The sequence below is a fragment of the Streptomyces sp. NPDC088252 genome (genome assembly GCF_044740965.1).
Lineage (GTDB): Bacteria > Actinomycetota > Actinomycetes > Streptomycetales > Streptomycetaceae > Streptomyces.
The window spans coordinates 206,184-229,289 of record NZ_JBIURS010000006.1 but is presented as its reverse complement, the minus strand read 5'-3'; the positions used below and the strand labels follow the sequence as shown (position 1 = coordinate 229,289).

The following is a 23,106-nucleotide window of genomic DNA, read 5'->3' as shown; positions in this document are numbered from 1 at the left end:
CCGCCCGGCACCCCCGCCCCTCCGGCTCGCCCGGAGGGGCCGGGCAGGACCGCCGCAGGTTCACCCCGCGCCTCCGGCTCCGCCCGCGACACCGCGCCCTCACCCCACGGAGCTGTAGGCCACGACCCCCCGCAACACCGCGTCCACCGCCTTGCGCGCACTCCGCGCCACGGAACTCCCCTCGCGCGGGGCCGCCGCCGCGATCTGCCCCAGCACGTCGATCACCTGCTTGCACCACCGCACGAAGTCGCCCGCCGGCATGTCCGCCTCGCCCAGCACCTCGTCCAGCGTCCGTCCCGACGCCCACATGTAGACGGCCCAGGCGAACCCCAGATCGGGTTCGCGCTGCCCGACCCCCTCCGCCTGGTTGATCTTGAAGTCATCCTCCAGGGCGTCGAGCCGGCCCCAGATCCGGACCATCTCGCCCAGCGCCGTCTTCGCGGGCCCGGACGGCAGCTTGGGCGCCACCGCGTCATCGGCCTGCCGCGCCTCGTACACCAACGCGGAGACGCACGCCGCGAGTTCGGCGGGGTTCAGGCCCTCCCACACCTCGGCCCGCAGGCACTCGCTCGCCAGCAGATCCAGCTCGCCGTAGAGCCGCGCGAGCCGCCGCCCGTGCTCGGTGACCTCGTTGCCGCGCAGGTAGTCGAGCTCGGTGAGCAGTGCGACGATCCGGTCGAAGGTGCGGGCGATGGTGTTCGTCCGTCCTTCGATCCGCCGCTCCAGCTGCCTGGTGTCGCGCTGCAGCCGGTGGTAGCGCTCGGCCCATCGCGCGTGGTCCTCGCGCTCGTCGCAGCCGTGACAGGGGTGTGCGCGCAACTCCGCCCGGTAGCGGGCGATCTCACGGTCGTCGGCCGCGACGGAGCGCCCCTTGCGGTGCCGCTCGGGCGCTATGTGCCCGGCCTTGGTCCGCAGCGCGGAGGCAAGATCGCGGCGTGACTGCGGTGAGCGCGGGTTGAACGACTTCGGCACCCGCATCCGCTCCAGGGCCGCCACCGGAACGGGGAAGTCGATCGAGGCGAGCCGCTTGACCTGACGCTCCGCGGTCAGCACCAACGGCCGTGGTCCGTCGTGGTATTCGAGCCCGCGGTGCCCGTGCCCGTTGGTGCGTCCCGCGGAGAGCCCCGGGTCGAGGACCAGTGCCAGCCCGGCGAACTTTCCGGTGGGCACATGGATGACGTCGCCGGGCTTGAGCTTCTCCAGGGAGGCCGCGGCGGCGGCCCGCCGCTGCGACGCCCCCTGCTTGGCCAGCTCGTTCTCCCGCTCCTTGAGGTCGCGGCGCAGTCGCGCGTACTCCTCGAAGTCACCGAGGTGACAGGTCATGCCCTCCCGGTACCCCTCCAGTCCCTCTTCGTTCCGCTGGACCTGCCGGGAGATCCCGACCACCGACCGGTCGGCCTGGAACTGTGCGAAGGAGGTCTCCAGCAGCTCGCGCGAACGGTGCCGCCCGAACTGATGCACCAGATTGACGGCCATGTTGTACGAGGGCCGGAAGCTGGAGCGCAGCGGATACGTCCGCGTGCCGGCGAGTCCGGCCAGGGCGCCCGGGTCCATGCCACGCTGCCACAGCACCACCGCATGGCCTTCGACGTCGATGCCGCGCCGCCCGGCCCGGCCGGTCAGCTGCGTGTACTCGCCGGGGGTGATGTCGGCGTGCTGCTCGCCGTTCCACTTGACGAGCTTCTCCAGGACGACCGAACGCGCGGGCATGTTGATGCCGAGGGCGAGGGTCTCCGTCGCGAAGACGGCCTTGACGAGGCCTCGTACGAACAGTTCCTCGACGACTTCCTTGAAGGTGGGCAGCATGCCCGCGTGGTGCGCGGCTATGCCCCGCTCCAGCCCTTCGAGCCATTCGTAGTAGCCCAGGACGTGGAGGTCCTCGCCGGGGATGGACGCGGTCCGCTCCTCGACTATCTCGCGGACGAGGCGCCGCTTGTCCTCGTCGTTGAGCCGCAGTCCGGCGTGCAGGCACTGCTGCACGGCGGCCTCGCAGCCGGCCCGGCTGAAGATGAAGGTGATGGCGGGGAGCAGCCCCTCGGCGTCCAGCCGGTCGATGACCTCGGGCCTGGCCGGGGTCCAGATCCGGGCGCGCTGGCGCCGCTCGCGCTCACGGTCCGCCTCACGGACCATCTTGCCGCGACGGCGTTCGCGCGGGTTGTATCCCCGCTGGTTCTCCATCCGGGCGAGCCGCACGAGGTCGGGGTTGACCTCACGGCGCCCCGTGCCCCGGCCGCCGTGATCGGTCTCCTCCTCGAAGAGGTCGTACATCCGGCGGCCCGCGAGCACGTGCTGCCAGAGCGGCACCGAGCGGTGCTCGGAGACGATGACCTGGGTGTCACCGCGGACCGTGTCGAGCCAGTCGCCGAACTCCTCGGCGTTGGACACGGTCGCCGACAGTGACACCAGGGTCACGGAGTCCGGGAGGTGGATGATCACTTCCTCCCAGACGGCGCCCCGGAAACGGTCGGAGAGGTAGTGCACCTCGTCCATCACCACATAGCCGAGGCCGCGCAGCGCCTGCGAACCCGCGTACAGCATGTTCCGCAGCACCTCGGTGGTCATCACGACCACGGGGGCATCGCCGTTGACGCTGTTGTCCCCGGTCAGCAGACCGACCTTGTCGGGCCCGTAGCGCTTGACCAGATCGGTGAACTTCTGGTTGGACAGGGCCTTGATGGGGGTGGTGTAGAAGCACTTGCGGCCCTGTTCGAGGGCGAGGTGCACCGCGAATTCGCCGACGATCGTCTTGCCCGAGCCGGTGGGGGCTGCGACGAGCACCCCCTTGCCGGCCTCCAGCGCCTCACAGGCCTCGATCTGGTAAGGGTCCAGATCGAACTCGTACAGCTCGCGGAAGGGCGCGAGTGCGGTGGCCAGCTCGGCGGCGCGGATCCGAGAAGCCTGGTATCGCTCAGCTGGTGAGAGGTCCTCTGTCATCTTGCTTATGAGCCTACCCGCCACCTCCGACAGTGACGCGATCTTTAAATCCCGCCGGGAGAACCCGGGGCCAGCACTCGCACCGCACCCGGCACACAGGTCGCGGTGAGCGGCAGCGCCCCGAGTTGCTCACCGTCCGCGTACGCGGTGACACCGGCCGCGGCGAGCTCGATCGAGGTGACCCGGTGCACGGTGACCCGGGGGTGGCTGAGGTGCGTCCCTTTGTAGACGCGGGGGAAGACCTTGAGGAGTGTGGTGCGGCTGCAGTCCCCTACGACGGTCACGTCGAAGAGGCCGTCGTCCATGGCGGCGTCCGCGCAGATCCGCATGCCTCCGCCGTAGGTCGATCCGTTGCCGACGGCGATGAGCGTGGCCTCGATCTCCCGGACCGGTCCGCCGTCCAGCCTGACGCGGTACGGGATGGGCCTGAACGCGGCCAGTTCGGCGAGGATCGCGAGGTCGTACTTGAACCGTCCGCCGACCCAGCGCATCCGGTTGCCCCGGTCGTTGACCCGGGAGTCGAAGCCGGAGGCGAGCACGGAGCCGAACCACCGCTCGCCGACCCTGCCGAGGTCGATCTCGCGGACGACACCGCCCTTGAGCGCCTCCGCGGCCAGCCGTCCGGCAGCGGCCGGATCCCGTATCGGCATCCCGAGCGCGCGGGCGAAGTCGTTCCCGGTCCCCACGGCGACGACCCCGAGCGGCGTCGTCGTCCCGGCAACGGCCTGCAGGGCGAGGGACATCATGCCGTCCCCGCCCACGGCTATCAGCGCTCCGGTCCCACCGGCGACGGCCTCACGAGCCCGTCGCAGCGCGTCGTCGGCGTCCTCGCCGAGAACCGTGCGTACGGAGAATCCGGCGTCCCGCAACGCGGAAGCGGCCGGCTGCGCGGCGCGCGCGCCCCGGCCGCTTCCTGCGGTGGGATTGACGAAGAGGGTGATCTCGCTGGTCACCCGGGGACCCTACAAGGTCAGGTGATGTCGTCGTAACCGTTGACCCGGTCATGGTCCGAGTTCGCCTGGTCGGGCAACGAACGGCCGGACGAGACGGGTTCGATCTCACCGATGTCCTCGGGGGTGAGGTCCAGCTCCGACGCCTCGTCGTCGGCGGGCCCCGCCGCCGCGCGCTCTGCCTTGCGTCGGTCGTTGAGCAGCGAGATCCCCGTGGCCACGAAGTAGAGCAACCAGATCGGTCCGGCGAGCATCAGCATGGTCATCGGGTCGGTGCTGGGGGTGGCCACCGCGGCGAAGACCGTGATGCCCATGATCATGCCCCGCCACCAGCCGAGCATCCGCTTGCCGGTGATGATCCCGCCGAAGTTCAGCATGACGAGCAGCAGCGGCAGCTCGAAGGAGAGCCCGAAGACCACCACCATGCGCGTGATCAGGTCGAGCAGTTCATCCAGCGGCAACTGGTTGTCGACGCCGCCCGGCGAGAAGTCCAGGAGCACTCGCGCCATCGTGGGCAGGGTCTTGTACGCGAAGAAGCCGCCGGCGAGGAAGAGCGGGAAGCCCGCGCCGACGAAAGCGAGCGAGTACTTCTTCTCGTGCTTGTGCAGTCCCGGCGCGACGAAGGCCCACAGTTGGTAGAGCCAGACCGGCGAGGCAAGGACGACGCCTGCCATCAAGGAGACCTTGAGCGCGAGGGTGAACGGGGTGAGGAGGCCGTTCAGGACGATACGCGCGCACGTACCGTCTTCCTTCTTGGCGAGTTCGGCGAAGCTGGACTCGCAACCGACCGACTTCAGTACCGGATCGGTGAAGAACTCGATGATCCCCTTGTAGAAGAACGCGGCCACGATCGTGACGACGACGATCCCGAGCAGGCCTTTCGCCAGCCGGTTACGCAGTTCACGCAGGTGCTCCACCAAGGGCATGCGGCCCTCTGGGTCCGTCTCCTGCTTGCGGGCAGACTTGAGCAACCCACGTCCTCATCTCGTGCAGCAGGCCCCACCGGTCACGGCGCCTGCGTCGGCCCGGTTCTTGTCAGCGCTTGGTCGAGTCGGTCGGCTCGGCGACCGGACGCGAACTGGTCACGTCACCGGGCGCGGCCTTGATGGTGCGCGGGGCGGCCTGGTCCTGGGCGGTGTCGTTCGCCGGCTCGGCCGGGGTGGCCGACGGGCTGCCCTCGGACTTCATGGCCTTGGCCTCGCTCTTGAGGATGCGGGCCGACTTGCCGAGCGAGCGAGCCATGTCAGGAAGCTTCTTCGCGCCGAACAGCAGAACAATGACGACGAGGATCAGGATGATCTCGGGAGCGCCGAGCCTTCCGAACATATGCGTGTACCTTCTCACCGAGGCAGCAGGGGTGGGGCGGACCGAACGTCGGACGGACGTCCGATCGTCGTACTGTCAGCGATCGTATCCCGCAGGAGTAAACGCAGGGCAATACCCATGCATCCTTGCGATTACGGCCCATGCCTCGCTCTCAGGGCCGCCGCCAGCAGCGTACCCCCCGAACCCGGGAAACTGGAGGCCGCGCCCGCGCCGATCCATCGGCCCAGCTCACAGCCTCACACGAACGTGGGGTCGGTGGATCCGGGGTCGTTCGTCCGGCACACGGGCCCGGCAGGATCCGAACGAGGGACCCCGAGGGCCGTCCCGTGGTCCCTGGCGGGCGCCAGGGGCCATGGGACAGCCCTCAGCGCAGCGATTCACCCGTGGCGGCAAGATCCGTCGCGGCCCGTTCGAGGTCCTCGGCCGCGCGGTTGATGCGCTGGGTGGTCCGGGTCACCTGACGGCCCAGGCGCTGGGCTTCGACGAATACCTTGACGGCCAGCACCCCGAGGACGGCGATCCCGAGAAACCCCAGGGCGATGGCGAGCATGGGCCAGAACATGCGCAGAGCCTCAATGTGTCTAGGTGTCCGAAGTTCCGAGATCGACCGGTACGCCGGTCGGCCTAAAGGCTGGTGTGGAGACGCAACGTCCGCACCCCGCCGACGGTGAGGAGTTCGACTATCCGTTCCCCGGCGGGCTTGCGGACGGCCGCGCCGCACGCCGGGCAGGTGAACGAGTAGAACGTCGTCCGGCGGCTGGCACCCACGGCGAGGCGGATGGCACCGGCGGCCAGTTCGAACCGTTCGCTGCAGTCCGGGCATGCGGCCTTGAACCGTACGGATTCGGGCACCACCACGGTCGGAACGCCCGACACCACAGGCATATTGCTCATATCTCCCTCGGGTATCCGCTCAGGCCGGGTCGTCGTAGGCGGCGAGCGCCGCACGGGCCGCTCTCCGCGCGCTCTGTGCCAGTTCCGGCGGGGAGACGATGCGCCCCTCTCCACCGAGCCGCAGCGCGAGTCTGCGCAGCGAGGCCGGGTCGGGGGTGCGCAGAGTGATCCGCAGCCCTCCGTCGGGCAGTTCCTGGGCGCTGTCGTGCGGATAGTACTCGGCGACCCACCGTCCGCCGGGGCCGACCTCGACCACGACCTCCGGGTCCTCGGCCGCCGGCTGGACGAGTCCTTCGGACAGATCCCGCAGTTCGAGCTCGGGCGGAGCGGCCGGCTCGTCCAGCAGCCGGATCTCGGCCACACGGTCGAGCCGGAACGTACGCCGGTCCTCCGAGGACCGGCACCAGGCCTCCATGTACGTGTGCCCCACGGCGAACAGCCGGATCGGGTCCACCTCGCGCTCGGTGAGTTCGTCGCGCGCGGGCGAGTAGTAGCGCAGCCACAGCCGGCGCCGCTCGGAGATAGCCCGGTCGACGTCGGCGAAGACACCGCCCTCGGACTCGAAGGTGACCGAGAGTCGCGAGCTCGCCGCTCCGACCTCGCCCGCCGCGGTCTCCAGCTTCGCGGTGGCCCGCAGCAACGCCTGCCGGTCGCTCTCGCGCAGCCCCGGCAGCGTGGCCACGGCGCGGGCGGCGACCAGGAGCGCGGTCGCCTCGTCGGCCGCGAGCCGCAGCGGCTCCGCGACGTCGTCCGGGTTGTGCCACCAGATCCGGTCGCCGTCGGTGTCGATGTCCAGCAGGTCCCCGCCGCGGAAGCTCGTGCCGCACATGGGCAGCACGTCGAGGTCCGAGATCAGTTCGTCCTCGCTGATCCCGAAGGCGCGGGCCACGTCCTGGACGTGGGCACCGGGGCGCTCACGCAGATAAGTCACCAGGGAGAGCATCCGGCGGGTCTGGTCGATCGCGTTCGTGGCCATGATCGGGCCCCCTCAGTCCTTGGCCACGGCGCGCAGCCGGTCCACCACATCGGCCCGCAGATCGGCGGGTTCCCGTACGACGACGTCCGGACCGAACTCGACGAGCCAGGCGTCCAGACCGTGTCCGTACGGAATCTCCAACTCGTCCCATCCGTCCCCGAGTTCCCGGACCGATATGGCGCGCGAGCGCAGCGGGTATCCGGCACCGGTCCGCAGCCGGATCAGCGCGGTCCGGGTCGCCGTCTCCCCCGCCCAGCTCTCCACCGTCTCGCGGACGGTCACGACGTCGGGCACCTCGGCGGTGAAGGTTCCGGCCCGGGAGCGGACCCGGCCGGTGATCCGGGAGAGCCGGAAGACCCGTTCGGCGCCGCGGTCCCGGTCCCAGCCGGCCAGGTACCAGTGGCCGCGCCAGCACTCCAGCGTCCACGGCTCGACCTGGCGCTGCTCGGGCCGGGCGGCGTTGCCCTTGCGGTAGTCGAAGGTCACCGGGCGGCGGTCCCGGCAGGCCAGCATCAACGGCTCGAACGCGGCCTCGTGAACGGGGATGCGGGGTTCGAGGGCGCTGTGCACCTCGTAGGCGTCCTCGGCCTCCGGCATGCCCGCGGCCCGCAGCTTCTGGAGCGCACCGCTGGCGGCACCGGCCAGCCGTGCCTGCTGCCAGACCTTGGCGGCCAGTCCCAGCGCGGCGGCCTCCTCGGCGTCCAGCGTGATGGGGGGCAGCCGGTTGCTGTCGCGGCGGGCGAGATAGCCCGTGTCGCCGTCCAGGCTCTCCACGGTCTCGATGACCAGACCGAGCTCGCGCAGGTCGTCCTTGTCGCGCTCGAACATCCGGTTGAAGGCGTCGTCGGAGCCCGCTTCCAGATAGGCCTCGATGGAGCCGCGCAGTTCGCGCTTGCTCAGCGGGCGCCGGGTCCCCAGCAGACACAGGGCCAGGTTCATCAGCCGCTCGGCCTTGGCAATCGCCATCGACGCCCTTTCTGTTTTGCTCTACGACCGTCGACCGTACCGCTACGCGGTGTCCGGGCAAAAGCGAGGGCCCGCGCCTTGCGGCACGGGCCCTCGCGGCGTATGGGCGCGGATCAGACGGCGACCAGGTCGCAGACGAAGATCAGCGTCTCGCCGGGGGCGATACGGCCGCCACCGGCGCCGCGGTCGCCGTACGCGAGGTGCGCGGGGATGGTCAGCTGGCGACGGCCGCCGACCTTCATGCCCTGCACGCCCTTGTCCCAGCCGGAGATGACCTGGCCGGCACCGAGCTGGAACTGCAGCGGGGCGCCGCGGTTCCAGGAGGCGTCGAACTCCTCGCCGGTGGAGAAGGCCACGCCCACGTAGTGGACGGAGACGGTGGCGCCCGCCTCGGCCACCGCGCCGTCGCCTTCCCAGATGTCCTTGATCTCCAGGTCGGCCGGCGGCTCGCCACCCGGGAAGTCGATCTCGGGCTTCTCGATGCTCACTGACTTGCTCCTCTTAATGATGAACTGGGCAACCGGGACAGTCTTACATCTTCGCCAGGATGTCCACGGCGAAGACCAGCGTGGACTTCGCCGGAATGGTCTGCTGCGCCTTGTCCCCGAAACCCTGGTCCGGCGGAATGACGAGGAGCACCCGGCTGCCGATCTTCTTGCCGACGAGGCCGTTCTTGAGCCCCTTGAGGGTGACCTGGGCGAGCGGGAAGGTCTGTGTCTTGCCGGTGGAGTAGGTGCTGTCGAACGTCTTGCCGTCCTTCCACAGCAGCCCCACGTAGTTCACGACGACGCTGTCGGTGTCCTTCACGACGTCGCCCTTGGACTCCAGAATGTAATTGGAGACGAGCTTCGTCGGCGGGGCGGTCTTGGTGGGGATGGTGACCTTCGGGGCCTTGCCGTCCGTGTTCGTGCCGACCTTCGGAAGGTCGGCATTGTCCTGGGCCACCTCGGTGCCCTTGGCGGACGCCGGGATCTGCGTGGCCTTCAGAACGTCGACGACGAAGACGAGCGTGGCGTTCGGCTTGATGTCGCCCTGGCCCTGCGCCCCGTAGCCGAGGTCCGGCGGAATGACCAGCTCGACCCGGCTGCCGACCTTCTGGCCGACGAGGCCCTTGTCCCAGCCCTGGATGACCATGCCGGCGCCGAGGGTCAGATCGAACGGCTGCTTGCGGTCGAAGCTGTTGTCGAAGGGCTTGTCGGAGTCCCAGGCCTGCCCGAGGTAGTTGACCTGGATCGCGTCGCCGTTCTTGAGCGTGGCCCCGTCACCCTGGCTGACGACTCTGGTCTTCAGCTCCTTGGGCGGGTTCCCGGTCCCTTTGGACAGCGTGGGCTTCTCGCCGAACTTCGCGCCCGCGGTGATGGCGGGGAACCCGTTCTCGGACGCGGCGGAAGCGGAAGCGGAAGCGGAGCCCTTCTCGTTGCCACAAGCCGCTGCCAGCAGCAACAGGGGGACGACGAGAAGGCCGGCAAGTCGGCGCACTTGTTCCTCAGATCTCAGACGGCACGGTTGGTTGAGTCCCCGACACTCTAGGGCGTACGCGGGGCCCCGTACGAGGAACGTACGGGGCCCGCGTCGCGTCGGAGGCCGAGGGCGTCCTGTCGCCGGCTCACATACCCGCGATCAGCTTCTCCACCCGGTCGTCCACCGAACGGAACGGGTCCTTGCACAACACCGTGCGCTGCGCCTGGTCGTTGAGCTTCAGATGGACCCAGTCGACGGTGAAGTCCCGCCGCTGCTCCTGGGCCCGGCGGATGAAGTCCCCGCGCAGCCGCGCCCTGGTCGTCTGCGGGGGCACGGACTTCCCCTCGAAGATCTTCAGGTCGTTGCAGACACGGGCCGCCTGTCCCTTGCGCTCCAACAGGTAGTACAGCCCGCGGCGGCGGTGGATGTCGTGGTACGCGAGGTCTATCTGGGCGACCCGAGGATGCGACATGGTCATGTTGTGCTTGGCCCGGTACCGCTCGATGAGCTTGTACTTCATGACCCAGTCGATCTCGGTCTCGATCCGGTCGAGATCCTCGGCCTCGATCGCGTCGAGCGTACGGCCCCACAGCTCCAGGACCCGCGCGACGGTACCGGTACGGATGCCGCGCCGGTCGACGAAGTCGACGGCCTTCTCGTAGTACTCGCGCTGTACCTCGATGGCGGACGCCTCACGGCCACTGGCCAGACGCACCTTGCGCTGCCCCGTGGTGTCGTGGCTGACCTCCCGGATCGCCCGGATCGGGTTCTCCAGCGTCAGATCCCGCATCACGGTGCCCGCCTCGATCATCCGGAGCACCAGGTCCGTCGCCCCGACCTTGAGCAGCATGGTCGTCTCGGACATGTTGGAGTCACCGACGATGACGTGGAGGCGGCGGTACCGCTCCGCGTCCGCGTGCGGCTCGTCGCGTGTGTTGATGATCGGGCGGGAACGCGTCGTGGCGGAGCTGACGCCCTCCCAGATGTGCTCGGCACGCTGGCTGACGCAGTAGACGGCGCCCCGCGGTGTCTGCAGCACCTTGCCCGCGCCGCAGATCAGCTGCCTCGTGACGAGGAAGGGAATGAGGATGTCCGCGAGCCGGGAGAATTCCCCGTGCCGCGCCACGAGATAGTTCTCGTGGCAGCCGTAGGAGTTTCCCGCCGAGTCGGTGTTGTTCTTGAAGAGATAGACGTCGCCCGCGATTCCCTCCTCGTGCAGGCGGCGTTCGGCGTCGACGAGCAGGCCTTCGAGAATGCGCTCGCCGGCCTTGTCGTGCGTGACCAATTCAGTCAGGTTGTCGCATTCGGGGGTTGCATATTCCGGATGCGATCCCACGTCGAGGTAGAGGCGGGCGCCGTTCCGCAGAAAGACGTTGCTGCTGCGGCCCCATGACACAACACGGCGGAAGAGGTAGCGCGCCACTTCATCAGGGGACAGTCGGCGCTGTCCCCTGAACGTGCACGTGACGCCGTACTCGTTCTCCAGCCCGAAAATGCGGCGGTCCATGACTGAACATTACGCCTGATGGCCAGAGCTGAAACCGGGTTCGACAGCACCGTTTCGATCATTTTCCGATCCCCGTGCGGCAACAGACGTATGTCCGGGAACTGCGAGGAACCTTCCCGTGGCCAGCAGAACCAGCAGTGCCGCCACCCCACCGGCCCCCGCGACGGCGAAACTCCACGTCGTGCCGCCCAGTTCGACGGCCGGGCCCGCCACGGCCGTTCCCGCCGCCGCACCCACCCCGAACGTCGTCACCAGCCAGGAGAACGCCTCGGTCACCGTGCCCCGCGGAGCGTGCCGGTCGACCACGATGAACGAGCAGGCGATCGCGGGCGCCAGAAAGACTCCGGACACCGCCGCCAGAACGGTCATGGCGACCACTCCGGGGGTCAGCATCAACGGCAGATAGCCCAGTGCCAGCAGCGCGACGATGACCCGCAGCCGGCGTTCCGGCGCCCCGGCCCACCGGCGTGCCCCGTACACCGAACCGCCGATCAGCGCACCCAGCCCGAGCGCGGCCATCAGCCAGCCGTACACCGACTCCCGGCCGTGGTCGTCGGCGTACGCCACCCCGGCCACGGTGATCGAACCGAGCGCGAGCCCGACGAAGAAGAACGAGCCGAGCAGCGCCAGCAGCCCCGGCGAGCGCAGCGCGCCCAGCCAGTGTGCCTCGCGGGGCGCGGAACGCCAGGCACGCGAGGGTTCGCAGAGGACGACCGAGAGCGCCCCCAGGACGCCGATCACGTTGATGACGAGCAGGGCGGCGGCGGGTGACCAGAAGGAGACGAGCACCGTCACCAGCAGCGGGCCCACGGTGAACATGACCTCCTGGGCGACGGCGTCCATCGCGTACGCCCGGTGCACCCGGTCCTCGCTGCCGAGGACGGACGGCCACAGGGCCCGCAGACCGCCCTCCAGCGGCGGGGTGAACACGCCGGCCACCATCACCGCCCCGTAGGCCAGCGGCAGCGACCCCAGGCCCACCAGGGCCAGCACGATCATGCCCAGCGCCGATGCCAGGGAGGCCGGGAGCTGGACGCGGGGCTGGCCGTACAGGTCCACCGCGCGGCCCAGCAGCGGCTGCCCGACCGCGGTGGCGAGCCCGTACACGGCCGCGAGCGCGCCTGCGAGGGTGTAACTGCCGCCCTCGGCGCGGGTGAACAGCACGATCGCGACCGGCGCGGTGCCGTTCGGCAGCCGCCCCACCAGGGTCCCCGCCAGCAGCCGGGCGGCATGCCGCGCCCGGAGGATGTCCAGATATCCCGCGGCCATGTCCCGCCCTTTCCTTCGGGCACTCTCCGGCGCCCTGGGGTTTTACGTATAACGTCGAGGTCCATACGTACCATGTGCCCAGTCCGCAGGTCCACCGCACGGCGCCTGCCCCCGATCGGCCCGGAGGCCCGAGTGACCAGCGCACCACAGCCCGCCCCGGCCCGGCCCACCAGCCGCGATGTCGCGCGGGCCGCAGGCGTCTCGCAGGCCACCGTCTCCCTCGTGCTCGGCGACAAATGGCGTGGAAGAGTCTCCGAGGCGACTGCCGGACGCGTACGGGACGCCGCCCGCGGCCTCGGCTACCAGCCCAATCTCGCCGCCCGCAATCTCCGGCTCGGCCGCACCAGGACCGCACTCCTGGTCGTCCCCGCGCTCACCAACGAGTTCTTCGCGCGCGTCTACACCGGCGCCGCCGCGGTCGCCGCCGAGCACGGCTTCGGGGTCGTCCTCTACCCGTCCCCCGAGGGCACCGGGCCGGCCAGGGACCCCTTCGCCTCGGCGCGTGCCTCCCTCGACGGGGTGATCGCCTCGTCCATGGCCGCGGGCGCGCTGGACGCGCTGCGCGACGCCGGCCTGCCGCTGGTCATGCTCGACAGCGACCCGGCCGACACCGGGGTCGCGGCCCGGGTCAATCTGGACATCGCCGACGGCATGCGGCAGATCGCGGACCATCTGCTCGCGCTCGGCCACCGCCGCTTCGTCCACCTCGCGTCGGCGGTCGATTCCTGGACCTTCGCCGTCCGGGCCCGAGCCCTCCACGACACCCTGGCGGCAGCGCCGGGCACCTGTGTGCGGACCGTCGCGGCGGCACTCGATGTGCACGCGGGCCGGGAGGCCACGGAGCGGGCACTCGCCACCCCCGGCCCCCGGCCCACGGCCATCGTCTGCGACGACGACATCCTCGCCGCGGGCGCCTGCAAGGCCGCTCGAAGGCTCGGACTCCGCGTCCCCGACGACCTCTCCGTCACCGGCTTCGACGATCTGGCCCTGGCCACGGCCGTCGAACCGGAGCTCACCACCGTGCGGCTGCCCGCCGAACAGGTCGGCGAGCGGGGCATGGCGGCCCTGCTGGCGGTCCTGGACGGCCGCCCCGCAGAGCCCGGCAGCCTGCCGGTGCGCCTGGTGGCCCGCGGCTCCTCCGCGCCGCCACCGGCAAACAGCCCGCGCTCATGACGGTGCCCCGGACCGCCGGACAAGGGCGGACCGGGGCACCGGCGCAGTGCTCGACTACTCCTCGGAGGACTCCACGTCCCCACCGGATTCGGTGGACTTGGTGACGTCCGTCGTGCCCGCAGGGGACGCCGTCCCGGAGGCCCCGGCCCCCTCGTCGTCCTCGATGTCGGAGGGCGCGTCCGTCGGTGCGGAGCCGCCGTCCGCCTCCAGCAACCGCGCCAGCTGGCGACCGACGATCCGCTTGAACTTGCGCTGCTGCGGCCTCGTACGGTCCAGGACCGCGACCTCCAGCCGCTCCGCGGGGATCTCCCGCTCGCTGCCGTTGGGATCGCGGGACAGTGCCTGCACCGCCAGCTTGAGCGCCTCGGCGAGCGTCATCCCGTCCCGGTGCCGCTGGTCCAGGAAGGTGCTGATCTGCTCGGCGTTCCCGCCGACCGCGACCGAGCCGTGCTCGTCGACGATCGAGCCGTCGTGCGGCAGCCGGTAGATCTGGTCGCCCTCGGGTTCGACCCCCACCTCGGCGACCACCAGCTCCACCTCGTACGGCTTCTCGGCCGCGCTGGAGAAGATGGTGCCCAGCGTCTGCGCATAGACGTTGGCCAGCCCACGGGCCGTCACGTCGTCACGGTCGTAGGTGTATCCGCGCAGATCGGCGTAGCGCACACCGCCGATGCGGAGGTTCTCGTACTCGTTGTACTTGCCGGCGGCGGCGAAACCGATCCGGTCATAGATCTCGCTGAACTTGTGCAGCGCACGGGACGGGTTCTCGCCGACGAACACAATGCCGTCGGCGTACTGCAGCACAACCAGGCTGCGACCACGGGCGATGCCCTTCCGGGCGTATTCCGCCCGGTCGGCCATGGCCTGCTGAGGTGAGACATAGAACGGCGTCGACACCGGTTATCCGTCCCTTTCTGTCAGTGACTGGAGCATCGGAGAAGCAGCGGAACGGCGGTCAGAGCAGCGCGGCGCGCGGGCCGTCGGGCTGTTCCATCCGGTGTTCCAGGATCGAACGGGCGATCTGGGACGATTCCGCCTCGTCCAGCCTCCGGAAGCCTTCGTCGGTGATGACGGTGACGATCGGGTAGATCCGCCGGGCCACATCGGGGCCGCCGGTCGCCGAATCGTCGTCCGCGGCGTCGTACAGCGCCTGTACGACCAGGGTGAGCGCCTGCGGCTCCGTCAGGTCCTCCCGGTAGAGCTTCTTCATCGACCCGCGGGCGAAGACCGACCCGGAGCCGGTGGCCGCGTACCCGTGCTCCTCGGAACGGCCGCCGGTGACGTCGTACGAGAAGATCCGGCCCTTCTCGCGGTCGAGGTCGAAACCGGCGAAGAGCGGCACGACGGCGAGGCCCTGCATGGCCATCCCCAGATTGCTGCGGATCATCGTGGAGAGCCGGTTCGCCTTGCCCTCCAGGGAGAGCTGGGCACCCTCGACCTTCTCGAAGTGCTCCAGCTCCAACTGGAAGAGCTTGACCATCTCCACGGCCAGCCCGGCCGTGCCGGCGATGCCCACCGCCGAGTACTCGTCGGCCGGGAAGACCTTCTCGATGTCACGCTGCGCGATCACATTGCCCATGGTCGCTCGCCGGTCACCGGCGAGGACCACTCCGCCGGGGAACGTCACCGCGACGATGGTCGTCCCGTGCGGCGCCTCGATCGCCCCCTGCAGGGGCGGCAGGCTGCGGTTGCCCGGGAGCATCTCGGGAGATTGGTCGGACAGGAAATCCATGAACGAAGAGGATCCCGGCGTCAGGAAGGCAGCTGGTAGACGCCCGGTGCTACGAGTGTTGGCTTCCACGCGTTTCCCTCCAGGTAAGCGACGGCCCTGCGCAGGGTGTCAGGAGCGTCTCCCGACGTACCGATGGCCGAATTGCAGTCGATGTGGTTACGCCACGGACCCTACCCGTCCCGTGGCGGTGATCCACATGAAGTGCGGGGCGGCTCCGCACGGCCTGCGGCCCCGCCTGTGCCCGCGCGGTACGGGCCGACCCGGCCCGTACCGCGCGCACGTCCCACTCCGCGCCGTTCACATTCGTGAACTACTGTCCACCCTTTTGAACAAAGGAACGCACGAAGTCCTCCGCGTTCTCTTCGAGTACGTCGTCGATCTCGTCCAGAACCGAGTCGACATCGTCGCTCAGCTTCTCCTGGCGCTCCTTGAGGTCGTCGGACGCCTGCGCGTCCTGAGCCTGCTCCTCGACCTCCTCGGTGGAGCGCGTCGCCTTCTGCTGTCCGCCGCCGGTGTCCTTGGTCGCCATCTAGCTCACCCCGCTCGGTTCGAAGCACTTGATCAGACCCTACCCACGGGGTCCGACATTGGCCCGGTACTTGTCCAGACGTCCGGGGGTCATCCCGATGATTCCCCGATCGCGGCCGTTTCAGCCTCCCGACAGCACCTGGACCAGCTCTTCCGCCGTGCGGCAGCGGTCCAGGAGCTCCTTGACGTGATTGCGGGTGCCGCGGAGCGGCTCCAGGGTGGGCACCCGTTGCAGCGAGTCATGGCCCGGGAGATCGAAGATGACCGAGTCCCAGGACGCCGCGGCCACGTCGTCGGCGTACTGGTCCAGGCAGCGGCCGCGGAAATAGGCCCTGGTGTCCTCCGGAGGGGCCGTACGGGCCTTCTCGACGTCACCCTCGTCCAGCAGGCGCTTCATCTTCCCGCGGGCCGCCAGACGGTTGTACAGGCCCTTCTCCGCCCTCACGTCGGCGTACTGGAGATCGACCAGGTGCAGACGCGCCGCGTCCCAGTCCAGGCTGTCCCGACGGCGGTAGCCCTCCATGAGCTCCCGCTTGGCGATCCAGTCCAGCTCGCCGGACAGGCTCATGGGATCGTTCTCCAGCCGGTTGAGGGTGTCCTCCCAGCGGATCAGGACGTCCTTGGTCTGCTCGTCGGCGTCCGCCCCGTACCGTTCCTCGACGTATTTGCGGCCCAGCTCGAAGTACTCCATCTGGAGCTGCACCGCGGTGAGGGTACGGCCACTGCGCAGCGTGATCAGGTGCTTCAGCGTCGGGTCGTGGGAGACGTGGTGCAGGGTGCGCACCGGCTGGTCGACCGCGAGATCGACGTTGATGAAACCGTCCTCGATCATGGACAGGACCAGGGCCGTGGTGCCGAGCTTGAGATAGGTGGAGATCTCCGAGAGGTTCGCGTCACCGACGATCACATGGAGCCTGCGGTACTTCTCGGCATCGGAGTGCGGCTCGTCACGGGTGTTGATGATGGGGCGCTTGAGGGTGGTCTCCAGACCGACCTCGACCTCGAAGTAGTCGGCGCGCTGACTGATCTGGAAGCCGTGTTCATGGCCGTCCTGGCCGATTCCCACGCGTCCGGCCCCGGTGACCACCTGGCGGGAGACGAAGAACGGGGTCAGATGGCGCACGATGTCGGAGAAGGGGGTTTCCCGCTTCATCAGGTAGTTCTCGTGCGTGCCGTACGAGGCGCCCTTGTTGTCGGTGTTGTTCTTGTAGAGGTGGATCGGCTGGGCGCCGGGAAGCTGGGCGGCGCGGTCGGCCGCCTCGGCCATGATCCGCTCGCCGGCCTTGTCCCAGAGGACCGCGTCACGCGGATTGGTGACTTCCGGGGAGCTGTACTCGGGGTGCGCGTGGTCGACGTAGAGGCGGGCCCCATTGGTGAGGATGACATTGGCGAGGCCGATGTCCTCGTCGGTGAGCTGGCTGGAGTCCGCGGTCTCACGGGCGAGGTCGAACCCTCGCGCGTCCCGCAGCGGGTTCTCCTCCTCGAAGTCCCAGCGGGCGCGGCGCGCCCGGTGCATCGCCGCTGCGTAGGCGTTGACGATCTGGGACGAGGTGAGCATGGCATTGGCGTTGGGGTGGCCGGGGACGGAGATCCCGTACTCCGTCTCGATGCCCATTACTCGCCGTACGGTCATGCGGCCCTCCTTGCCCGGCGGCACCCCCTCTCGGGGGCGGCGCTCAAGTACCGCTGCTTGTCCGGTGCGTGTGCGGTGCCCGTCCCCGCACTGCGCGACCGGGCGGTACGCAAGAGCCTAGAGCGACTCTGCGGTGGTGGGGAGATCAATTACGTCATTGCTGCGGTGTCGCGCGAGCTGTCCGGAAAGCAACCGGCTGCGGATGCCCGGCCGGGCATCCGCAGCCGGTCGGCGTTCTACAGGTACTGCCCGGTATTCGCCACCGTGTCGATGGAGCGACCGGTGTCCGCGCCCTGCTTTCCGGTGACGAGCGTACGGATGAAGACGATCCGCTCGCCCTTCTTGCCGGAGATCCGGGCCCAGTCGTCCGGGTTCGTGGTGTTCGGCAGGTCCTCGTTCTCCTTGAACTCGTCCACGCAGGCCTGGAGGAGATGGGAGACGCGAAGGCCCTTCTGGCCCTGGTCGAGGAAGGCCTTGATGGCCATCTTCTTGGCCCGGTCGACGATGTTCTGGATCATCGCGCCGGAGTTGAAGTCCTTGAAGTAGAGGACTTCCTTGTCGCCGTTGGCGTACGTGACCTCGAGGAAGCGGTTCTCCTCGGACTCGGTGTACATCCGCTCGACGACGGACTGGATCATGGCGTGTGCGGCGGCTTCCTTGGAGCCGGTGTGCTCCGCGAGATCGTCCGCGTGCAGGGGCAGCGAAGGAGTGAGGTACTTCGCGAAGATGTCCTTCGCGGCCTCCGCGTCGGGGCGCTCGATCTTGATCTTCACATCGAGGCGGCCGGGGCGCAGGATCGCGGGGTCGATCATGTCCTCGCGGTTGGAGGCGCCGATGACGATGACGTTCTCCAGGCCCTCGACACCGTCGATCTCGGCGAGCAGCTGGGGAACGATGGTGTTCTCCACGTCCGAGCTGACGCCGGATCCCCGGGTACGGAAGAGGGACTCCATCTCGTCGAAGAAGACGATGACGGGGGTGCCCTCGCCCGCCTTCTCGCGGGCACGCTGGAAGACCAGGCGGATGTGCCGCTCGGTCTCGCCGACGTACTTGTTGAGGAGTTCCGGGCCCTTGATGTTGAGGAAGTAGCTCTTGCCCGCCGGCTGGCCGGTGACCTCGGCGACCTTCTTGGCAAGGGAGTTGGCCACCGCCTTGGCGATGAGCGTCTTGCCGCAGCCGGGCGGGCCGTAGAGCAGGATGCCCTTCGGCGGCCGCAGTTCGTGTTCCTTGAAGAGGTCGGGGTGGAGATAGGGGAGCTCGACCGCGTCCCGGATCAGCTCGATCTGGTCGCCCAGGCCACCGATCTTGTCGTAGTCGATGTCCGGTACCTCTTCGAGGACGAGCTCTTCGACCTCGCTCTTGGGGACCACTTCGTAGACGTAGCCGGACCTGGGTTCGAGCAGCAGGGCGTCGCCGGGGCGGATGGTGATGTCCAGCAGCGGCTCGGCGAGCCGCACCACCCGTTCCTCGTCGGTGTGCCCGATGACCAGGGCCCGCTCGCCGTCCTCAAGGATTTCCTTGAGGGTGACGATGTCCCCGGCCCGCTCGAATTCCATGGCGTCGACCACATTGAGCGCTTCATTGAGCATGACTTCCTGGCCGCGCCGGAGGTCGTCGAGCTCGACACTGGGGCTGACATTCACCCGGAGCTTGCGGCCCCCGGTGAAGATGTCGCAGGTGCCGTCCTCATTGCCCTGCAGGAACACACCGAATCCGGCCGGCGGCTGTGCGAGCCGGTCGACTTCTTCCTTGAGTGCCACGATCTGGTCGCGGGCCTCGCGGAGTGTGTTGGCGAGCCGCTCATTCTGCGCGGACACGCCCGCCAGGTTGGTCTGCAACTCGACGATCCGCTCTTCGAGAATCCTCGTATGGCGCGGAGAGTCGGCGAGCTTACGTCGCAGGACGGCGATTTCCTGCTCAAGATAGGCGACCTGGCCGGCTGGGTCTTCGGACCCCCGCCCGGGCCGGATGCCGCGGTTGATGTCGTCGTCGTGGGCTGCCACGGTCCTCACCTCCTCCAAGGGGAGCTGGACGCTTCCTGACCCTACCTGGGTGGGTGATGATTGAAACCCCTAGATCACAAAGACTGCGGGGCGTGTCCGATCTTCACCCTTGCGTTCCCCCTCGTGTCAGGGGAATACCCACCCTTCAACATCGGAAAGCGGCCGGTTGTATCGTCGAACCGGTCAACACCCGTCAGGGCTGGCTTCTTTTGGTTCGGATACGCAGGGAACGGCAGGAGAAATGACCGTGCAGCAGGACGCTCCCACCGGCAGCGACACGCAGGACCTGGAGGTCTGGATCGATCAGGACCTCTGCACGGGCGACGGTATCTGCGTGCAGTACGCGCCGGAGGTGTTCGAGCTGGACATCGACGGTCTGGCGTATGTGAAGAGCGGTGACGACGAACTCCTGCAGGACAAGGGCGCGACGACACCGGTGCCGCTGCCGCTCCTCCAGGATGTCGTCGATTCGGCCAAGGAATGCCCGGGCGACTGCATCCATGTACGTCGCGTTTCGGACAGGGTCGAGGTGTACGGCCCCGAGGCCGGGTGACCACGCGGTTCCGGGCGGTGGAGTACGCGCGGTGACCGCTCAGGCACTGCCTGTGGCGGACCGGGTGGCTCGGACGAAGGCGCCGCCCCGCCACTGCCAGGTGACCTTCTCCTGCTGGTCGGGACAGCACTGCGGCACATCGGCCGAGGAGTAGCCGAACAGGGTGGCGGAGATGATCCCGTCACGCACCGCGAAGTCGCCGACGCTCAGCTTCTCGGCGGGGTCCACCAGGGTCGCCACGACCCGGGGTGTGACCCCGCTTCCTCCTGTGAGGACGTAGACGCCGCTGGGCGGGGTGCCGGACCCTGCCGCGCAGTGGACCACGGCGACCGTCTCGGGCCGGCCGTCGCCGTCCAGGTCGCCGGGCTGCTGTTCGGCCACGGTGTTCCCCAGCCCCCCGCACTCCAGGGGGTAGGTCGCCCGCTCGGGATCGGGCGCGGCGACGGGCGCCGTGCCGTGCTGCGCGGTGGTGCGATGCGGGGTCGAGGCGGAGGCCGCGGGGTCCGGCTGGAGCATGCCGGCGGCTGCGACGACGGCGGCCATGGCTGTCGCGGTGGCGAGCCAGTGCAGCGGCTTGGTGTCGGTGTGCGCGAGGTCCGGGAGCTCGGAGGTCTGCACGCGGGATGTCTCCTGTGGTTCCTGTGGTTCGAGGATCTGGGTGGGCGCTGCCGCCGGTGGGACGTCCGCGGTGGCGTGGGGTGGCCAGCATCGTGCCACACCACGCGGCACAGTGGAACGGTGGGGTCGGCCGGGACGTGCGTCCCGTACGGGCAACGAAAGGGCGCCGCCGCCGAGTTCCCGGGTCGGTCCGGGAACTCGGCGGCGGCGCCGGTACGTTGTGCGGCTCAGCCGCGGGAGGAGCCGCTCTGGCTGCCGGGACCGTCGTAGTCCTCGCCGTAGGCGCCCTTGGCGGGGCGGCGGCGGCGCAGCGGGGGCTCGACCCCGTCGGCCAGGCGGCGGGCGGTGACGAGGAAGCCGGTGTGGCCGATCATGCGGTGGTCCGGGCGGACGGCCAGGCCCTCGACGTGCCAGTTGCGGATCATCGATTCCCAGGGCTGCGGCTCGGCGAAGCAGCCGATCTCGCGGATGGACTCGACGGTCCGCGCGAGCTGGGTGGTGGTCGCGACGTACGCGCACAGGATGCCACCGGGCACGAGCGCCTTGGAGACGGCCTCCAGGCACTCCCAGGGGGCGAGCATGTCGAGAATGACGCGGTCGACGTCGGTGTCGGAGAGGTTGTCCTGGAGGTCGCCGACGGTGAGCTGCCAGGCGGGGTGCGGTTCGCCGAAGTAGCGTTCCACGTTCTGCCGGGCGATCTCGGCGAAGTCCTCGCGGCGCTCGTAGGAGTGCAGCATTCCCTGGTCGCCGATGGCGCGCAGCAGGAAGGTGGAGAGCGAGCCGGAACCGACACCGGCCTCCACGACGCGGGCGCCGGGGAAGATGTCGGCGAAGGCCAGGATCTGCCCCGCGTCCTTGGGGTAGACCACGGCGGCGCCGCGGGGCATGGACAGGACGTAGTCGGGGAGCAGGGGGCGCAGCGCGAGATAGGCGACGTTTCCCGTGGTTCGGACAACACTGCCCTCGGGGGCACCGATCAGCTCGTCGTGCGGGAAGGAACCCTTGTGGGTGTGGAAGTTCTTCCCGGCTTCGAGCGTGAAGGTGTAGTGGCGTCCCTTGGGATCGGTGAGCTGGACCTGGTCCCCGACCTTGAAGGGCCCGCGTCGGCGGGCGGCACCGGTCGGTTCAGACATGTGACCAGCCTACCGGTGATTCCCCGCGCCCCGACCGCGAGCCCGGACGATGCCGGACGGTCAGGCGGCGGGCCTGGCCAGGGCCGCGACGAACGCCCGCTCGACGTCGGCGGTGGACAGCACACCGTAGATCTCGCCGGTCTCCTCGAGGACGAGGTATTCGGTGGCGGGGCTGGCCTTGAGCCGGTCCAGCAGCGCCTCGCCGGAGAGCTCGGCGGAGATCTTCATGCCCTCGGTGAGGTCCTGGGCGAGGCCGCTGACGGCGACCCAGGGGCGGCGGTGTTCGGGGATGGAGACGATGGCGGTTTCCCGGACGACGGCCTTGGGTTCGCCGAGGCCGTCGACGACGACGAGGGCGCGGGCGCCCGCTTCGTTGGCGCGTCGCAGGGCCTCGGAGAGCGGGGTGTCGGCCTCCACCGGGACGGCGCGCCGGGTGAGGGTGCGGGCGCGCAGCTCGGGAAGGTGCTCGCGCAGGCGTGCCATGCGCAGGCTGTTGCCCGCTCCGGTCCAGATGATGGCGGCGAGGATGGCGGCGAGCAGCGCGTCGGTGACGGTGTCCATGCCGCTGACGTCGCGGGGGTTGTTCCCGAAGGAGCCGGTGCGGGTGAGCAGCGGGAGGCCGATGAGGGTGACGACGGCGAGGGCGCGGCCGACCCAGGCGGCCGCGACGGTGCCGCTCATCGGGCGGCCCGTGAACTTCCAGACGACGGCACGGAGCATGCGTCCGCCGTCGAGGGGGAGGCCGGGGAGGAGATTGAAGGCGGCCACCAGGAGGTTGGAGATCATCAGCCCGGCGAGGAGGACTCCCGGCACGGTGCCGGGCGCGACGAACGTCATCCCGACGTAGAAGAGTCCGGCGAGCACCAGGGAGAGCAGGGGGCCCACGAAGGCGAGCAGGAATTCGCGGCCGGGGGTCTCGGACTCCTTCTCGATCTCGGAGACGCCGCCGAAGAACTGGAGCTGGATGCGGCGCACCGGCAGCTTGTAGTGCAGGGCGACGACCGTGTGCGCGAGTTCGTGGACGAGTACGGAGGCGTAGAAGGCGATCGCGAAGAAGAGGGAGACCAGGTAGCGCGCCGCTCCGAGTTCGGGCAGCACCCGTTCGAGCTGGCCGCCGAAGACCCAGGTGATCAGCGCGGCGACGATGAACCAACTGGGCGCGACGTACACGGGCACACCGAAAGGACGGCCCATGAGAAGGCCGCCTCCGGGCTCTTCGGGGCGCCGCGGTCCGCCCTTGTCGGGGCCGGCGCCGGGGGCCGTTCCCCCTGCGCCGGGCTGCGGCCGCCCGCTGTCGCCGCTCTCGTCCACGAGGTCCCTTCGGTCGGTGCCCTGCGGCACGGTCGTTCAGTGTTCGGGAGTGTGTGGTCGATGGTATGCCGCCGAGTGTCGGTGGCGGGCCGTAGGGTCTTCGACATGACCTCCCTGCCGCGGCCCGCTCAGCCGCCCA

General features: G+C 69.4%; 22 protein-coding genes and 1 pseudogene. 2 read left to right on the top strand and 21 right to left on the bottom strand.

Annotation, left to right across the window (positions count from 1 at the left end):
• Positions 1-99: 99 nt before the first annotated feature.
• From ACIOHC_RS14965 to ACIOHC_RS14910, 12 genes are all read right to left on the bottom strand, one after another.
• On the bottom strand, positions 100-2,934 hold the full coding sequence (locus ACIOHC_RS14965; protein WP_351079219.1) for a DEAD/DEAH box helicase: 2,835 nt from the start codon (positions 2,932-2,934) through the stop codon (positions 100-102).
• 44 nt (positions 2,935-2,978) lie between these two features.
• Positions 2,979-3,887 (bottom strand): diacylglycerol kinase, encoded by a 909-nt coding sequence (locus ACIOHC_RS14960; protein WP_351079216.1) that lies wholly within the window; start codon positions 3,885-3,887, stop codon positions 2,979-2,981.
• Between the two features lie 17 nt (positions 3,888-3,904).
• Positions 3,905-4,855 (bottom strand): twin-arginine translocase subunit TatC, encoded by a 951-nt coding sequence (gene tatC, locus ACIOHC_RS14955; protein WP_351079214.1) that lies wholly within the window; start codon positions 4,853-4,855, stop codon positions 3,905-3,907.
• A 64-nt stretch (positions 4,856-4,919) separates the two neighbouring features.
• The gene (tatA, locus tag ACIOHC_RS14950; RefSeq protein ID WP_351079211.1) at positions 4,920-5,210 is read right to left on the bottom strand and encodes a Sec-independent protein translocase subunit TatA; all 291 of its coding nucleotides are present in this window, start codon (positions 5,208-5,210) and stop codon (positions 4,920-4,922) included.
• A gap of 364 nt (positions 5,211-5,574) precedes the next feature.
• Complete coding sequence (locus ACIOHC_RS14945; protein WP_351079209.1) at positions 5,575-5,772, bottom strand: hypothetical protein; 198 nt, start codon at positions 5,770-5,772, stop codon at positions 5,575-5,577.
• Positions 5,773-5,834: 62 nt separating this feature from the next.
• Positions 5,835-6,104 carry a hypothetical protein gene (locus ACIOHC_RS14940; protein WP_351079207.1) on the bottom strand — a complete coding sequence of 90 codons (270 nt, stop codon included), beginning with the start codon at positions 6,102-6,104 and terminating at the stop codon, positions 5,835-5,837.
• A gap of 19 nt (positions 6,105-6,123) precedes the next feature.
• Positions 6,124-7,080 (bottom strand): WYL domain-containing protein, encoded by a 957-nt coding sequence (locus ACIOHC_RS14935; protein ID WP_351079204.1) that lies wholly within the window; start codon positions 7,078-7,080, stop codon positions 6,124-6,126.
• A 12-nt stretch (positions 7,081-7,092) separates the two neighbouring features.
• Complete coding sequence (locus tag ACIOHC_RS14930) at positions 7,093-8,046, bottom strand: WYL domain-containing protein (RefSeq protein ID WP_351079201.1); 954 nt, start codon at positions 8,044-8,046, stop codon at positions 7,093-7,095.
• A gap of 113 nt (positions 8,047-8,159) precedes the next feature.
• Entirely contained in the window at positions 8,160-8,534 is a 375-nt protein-coding gene (locus ACIOHC_RS14925) for an FKBP-type peptidyl-prolyl cis-trans isomerase (RefSeq protein ID WP_351079199.1), read from the bottom strand.
• Between the two features lie 43 nt (positions 8,535-8,577).
• Positions 8,578-9,525, bottom strand: a complete 948-nt coding sequence (locus ACIOHC_RS14920) for an FKBP-type peptidyl-prolyl cis-trans isomerase (RefSeq protein WP_365691494.1) — start codon at positions 9,523-9,525, stop codon at positions 8,578-8,580.
• A gap of 127 nt (positions 9,526-9,652) precedes the next feature.
• On the bottom strand, positions 9,653-11,014 hold the full coding sequence (gene pafA / locus ACIOHC_RS14915) for a Pup--protein ligase (protein ID WP_351079195.1): 1,362 nt from the start codon (positions 11,012-11,014) through the stop codon (positions 9,653-9,655).
• Between the two features lie 9 nt (positions 11,015-11,023).
• Entirely contained in the window at positions 11,024-12,283 is a 1,260-nt protein-coding gene (locus ACIOHC_RS14910; RefSeq protein ID WP_365691492.1) for an MFS transporter, read from the bottom strand.
• A gap of 132 nt (positions 12,284-12,415) precedes the next feature.
• Here ACIOHC_RS14910 and ACIOHC_RS14905 point away from each other — a divergent pair, with 132 nt between their 5' ends.
• The gene (locus tag ACIOHC_RS14905; protein WP_351079190.1) at positions 12,416-13,456 is read left to right on the top strand and encodes a LacI family DNA-binding transcriptional regulator; all 1,041 of its coding nucleotides are present in this window, start codon (positions 12,416-12,418) and stop codon (positions 13,454-13,456) included.
• Positions 13,457-13,510: 54 nt separating this feature from the next.
• On the opposite strand, the gene prcA is transcribed toward ACIOHC_RS14905, so the two are convergent.
• The 6 genes and pseudogenes from prcA to arc all read right to left on the bottom strand — a co-directional run bounded on the left by prcA (position 13,511) and on the right by arc (position 19,352).
• Positions 13,511-14,353: a proteasome subunit alpha gene (gene prcA, locus ACIOHC_RS14900; protein ID WP_351079187.1), complete on the bottom strand. Its 843-nt coding sequence runs from the start codon at positions 14,351-14,353 to the stop codon at positions 13,511-13,513.
• Between the two features lie 58 nt (positions 14,354-14,411).
• The gene (gene prcB, locus ACIOHC_RS14895) at positions 14,412-15,257 is read right to left on the bottom strand and encodes a proteasome subunit beta (protein WP_365691491.1); all 846 of its coding nucleotides are present in this window, start codon (positions 15,255-15,257) and stop codon (positions 14,412-14,414) included.
• A pseudogene (locus ACIOHC_RS14890) lies at positions 15,209-15,396 on the bottom strand (endonuclease domain-containing protein); the annotation flags it as partial. The gene prcB and the pseudogene ACIOHC_RS14890, both read right to left, overlap by 49 nt.
• Positions 15,397-15,498: 102 nt before the next feature.
• Positions 15,499-15,717 carry a ubiquitin-like protein Pup gene (locus ACIOHC_RS14885; protein WP_108011740.1) on the bottom strand — a complete coding sequence of 73 codons (219 nt, stop codon included), beginning with the start codon at positions 15,715-15,717 and terminating at the stop codon, positions 15,499-15,501.
• A gap of 120 nt (positions 15,718-15,837) precedes the next feature.
• Positions 15,838-17,349, bottom strand: a complete 1,512-nt coding sequence (gene dop / locus ACIOHC_RS14880) for a depupylase/deamidase Dop (RefSeq protein ID WP_351079182.1) — start codon at positions 17,347-17,349, stop codon at positions 15,838-15,840.
• Between the two features lie 236 nt (positions 17,350-17,585).
• Positions 17,586-19,352 (bottom strand): proteasome ATPase, encoded by a 1,767-nt coding sequence (gene arc, locus ACIOHC_RS14875; RefSeq protein ID WP_351087150.1) that lies wholly within the window; start codon positions 19,350-19,352, stop codon positions 17,586-17,588.
• 241 nt (positions 19,353-19,593) lie between these two features.
• On the opposite strand from arc, the gene ACIOHC_RS14870 reads away from it, so the two are divergent.
• Positions 19,594-19,905 (top strand): ferredoxin, encoded by a 312-nt coding sequence (locus ACIOHC_RS14870; protein ID WP_351087148.1) that lies wholly within the window; start codon positions 19,594-19,596, stop codon positions 19,903-19,905.
• Positions 19,906-19,944: 39 nt separating this feature from the next.
• Here the strand turns inward: ACIOHC_RS14870 and ACIOHC_RS14865 are convergent, their stop codons facing one another.
• From ACIOHC_RS14865 to ACIOHC_RS14855, 3 genes are all read right to left on the bottom strand, one after another.
• Positions 19,945-20,523 (bottom strand): hypothetical protein, encoded by a 579-nt coding sequence (locus tag ACIOHC_RS14865; RefSeq protein ID WP_351087146.1) that lies wholly within the window; start codon positions 20,521-20,523, stop codon positions 19,945-19,947.
• Between the two features lie 227 nt (positions 20,524-20,750).
• A complete protein-coding gene (locus ACIOHC_RS14860) occupies positions 20,751-21,656 on the bottom strand; it encodes a tRNA (adenine-N1)-methyltransferase (protein ID WP_351087144.1) in 906 nt (301 codons plus the stop codon).
• Positions 21,657-21,716: 60 nt separating this feature from the next.
• The gene (locus tag ACIOHC_RS14855) at positions 21,717-22,967 is read right to left on the bottom strand and encodes a site-2 protease family protein (protein WP_351087154.1); all 1,251 of its coding nucleotides are present in this window, start codon (positions 22,965-22,967) and stop codon (positions 21,717-21,719) included.
• Between the last annotated feature and the right edge of the window lie 139 nt (positions 22,968-23,106).

What these genes read in the sequence shown, in the direction of transcription:
- ACIOHC_RS14965 (WP_351079219.1), bottom strand. Translation starts at nt 2,934, where the DNA reads ATGACAGAGGACCTCTCACCAGCTGAGCGATACCAGGCTTCTCGGATC.
- tatA (WP_351079211.1), bottom strand. Translation starts at nt 5,210, where the DNA reads ATGTTCGGAAGGCTCGGCGCTCCCGAGATCATCCTGATCCTCGTCGTC.
- ACIOHC_RS14945 (WP_351079209.1), bottom strand. Translation starts at nt 5,772, where the DNA reads ATGTTCTGGCCCATGCTCGCCATCGCCCTGGGGTTTCTCGGGATCGCC.
- ACIOHC_RS14940 (WP_351079207.1), bottom strand. Translation starts at nt 6,104, where the DNA reads ATGAGCAATATGCCTGTGGTGTCGGGCGTTCCGACCGTGGTGGTGCCC.
- ACIOHC_RS14935 (WP_351079204.1), bottom strand. Translation starts at nt 7,080, where the DNA reads ATGGCCACGAACGCGATCGACCAGACCCGCCGGATGCTCTCCCTGGTG.
- ACIOHC_RS14930 (WP_351079201.1), bottom strand. Translation starts at nt 8,046, where the DNA reads ATGGCGATTGCCAAGGCCGAGCGGCTGATGAACCTGGCCCTGTGTCTG.
- pafA (WP_351079195.1), bottom strand. Translation starts at nt 11,014, where the DNA reads ATGGACCGCCGCATTTTCGGGCTGGAGAACGAGTACGGCGTCACGTGC.
- ACIOHC_RS14910 (WP_365691492.1), bottom strand. Translation starts at nt 12,283, where the DNA reads ATGGCCGCGGGATATCTGGACATCCTCCGGGCGCGGCATGCCGCCCGG.
- ACIOHC_RS14885 (WP_108011740.1), bottom strand. Translation starts at nt 15,717, where the DNA reads ATGGCGACCAAGGACACCGGCGGCGGACAGCAGAAGGCGACGCGCTCC.
- dop (WP_351079182.1), bottom strand. Translation starts at nt 17,349, where the DNA reads ATGACCGTACGGCGAGTAATGGGCATCGAGACGGAGTACGGGATCTCC.
- ACIOHC_RS14870 (WP_351087148.1), top strand. Translation starts at nt 19,594, where the DNA reads ATGACCGTGCAGCAGGACGCTCCCACCGGCAGCGACACGCAGGACCTG.
- ACIOHC_RS14860 (WP_351087144.1), bottom strand. Translation starts at nt 21,656, where the DNA reads ATGTCTGAACCGACCGGTGCCGCCCGCCGACGCGGGCCCTTCAAGGTC.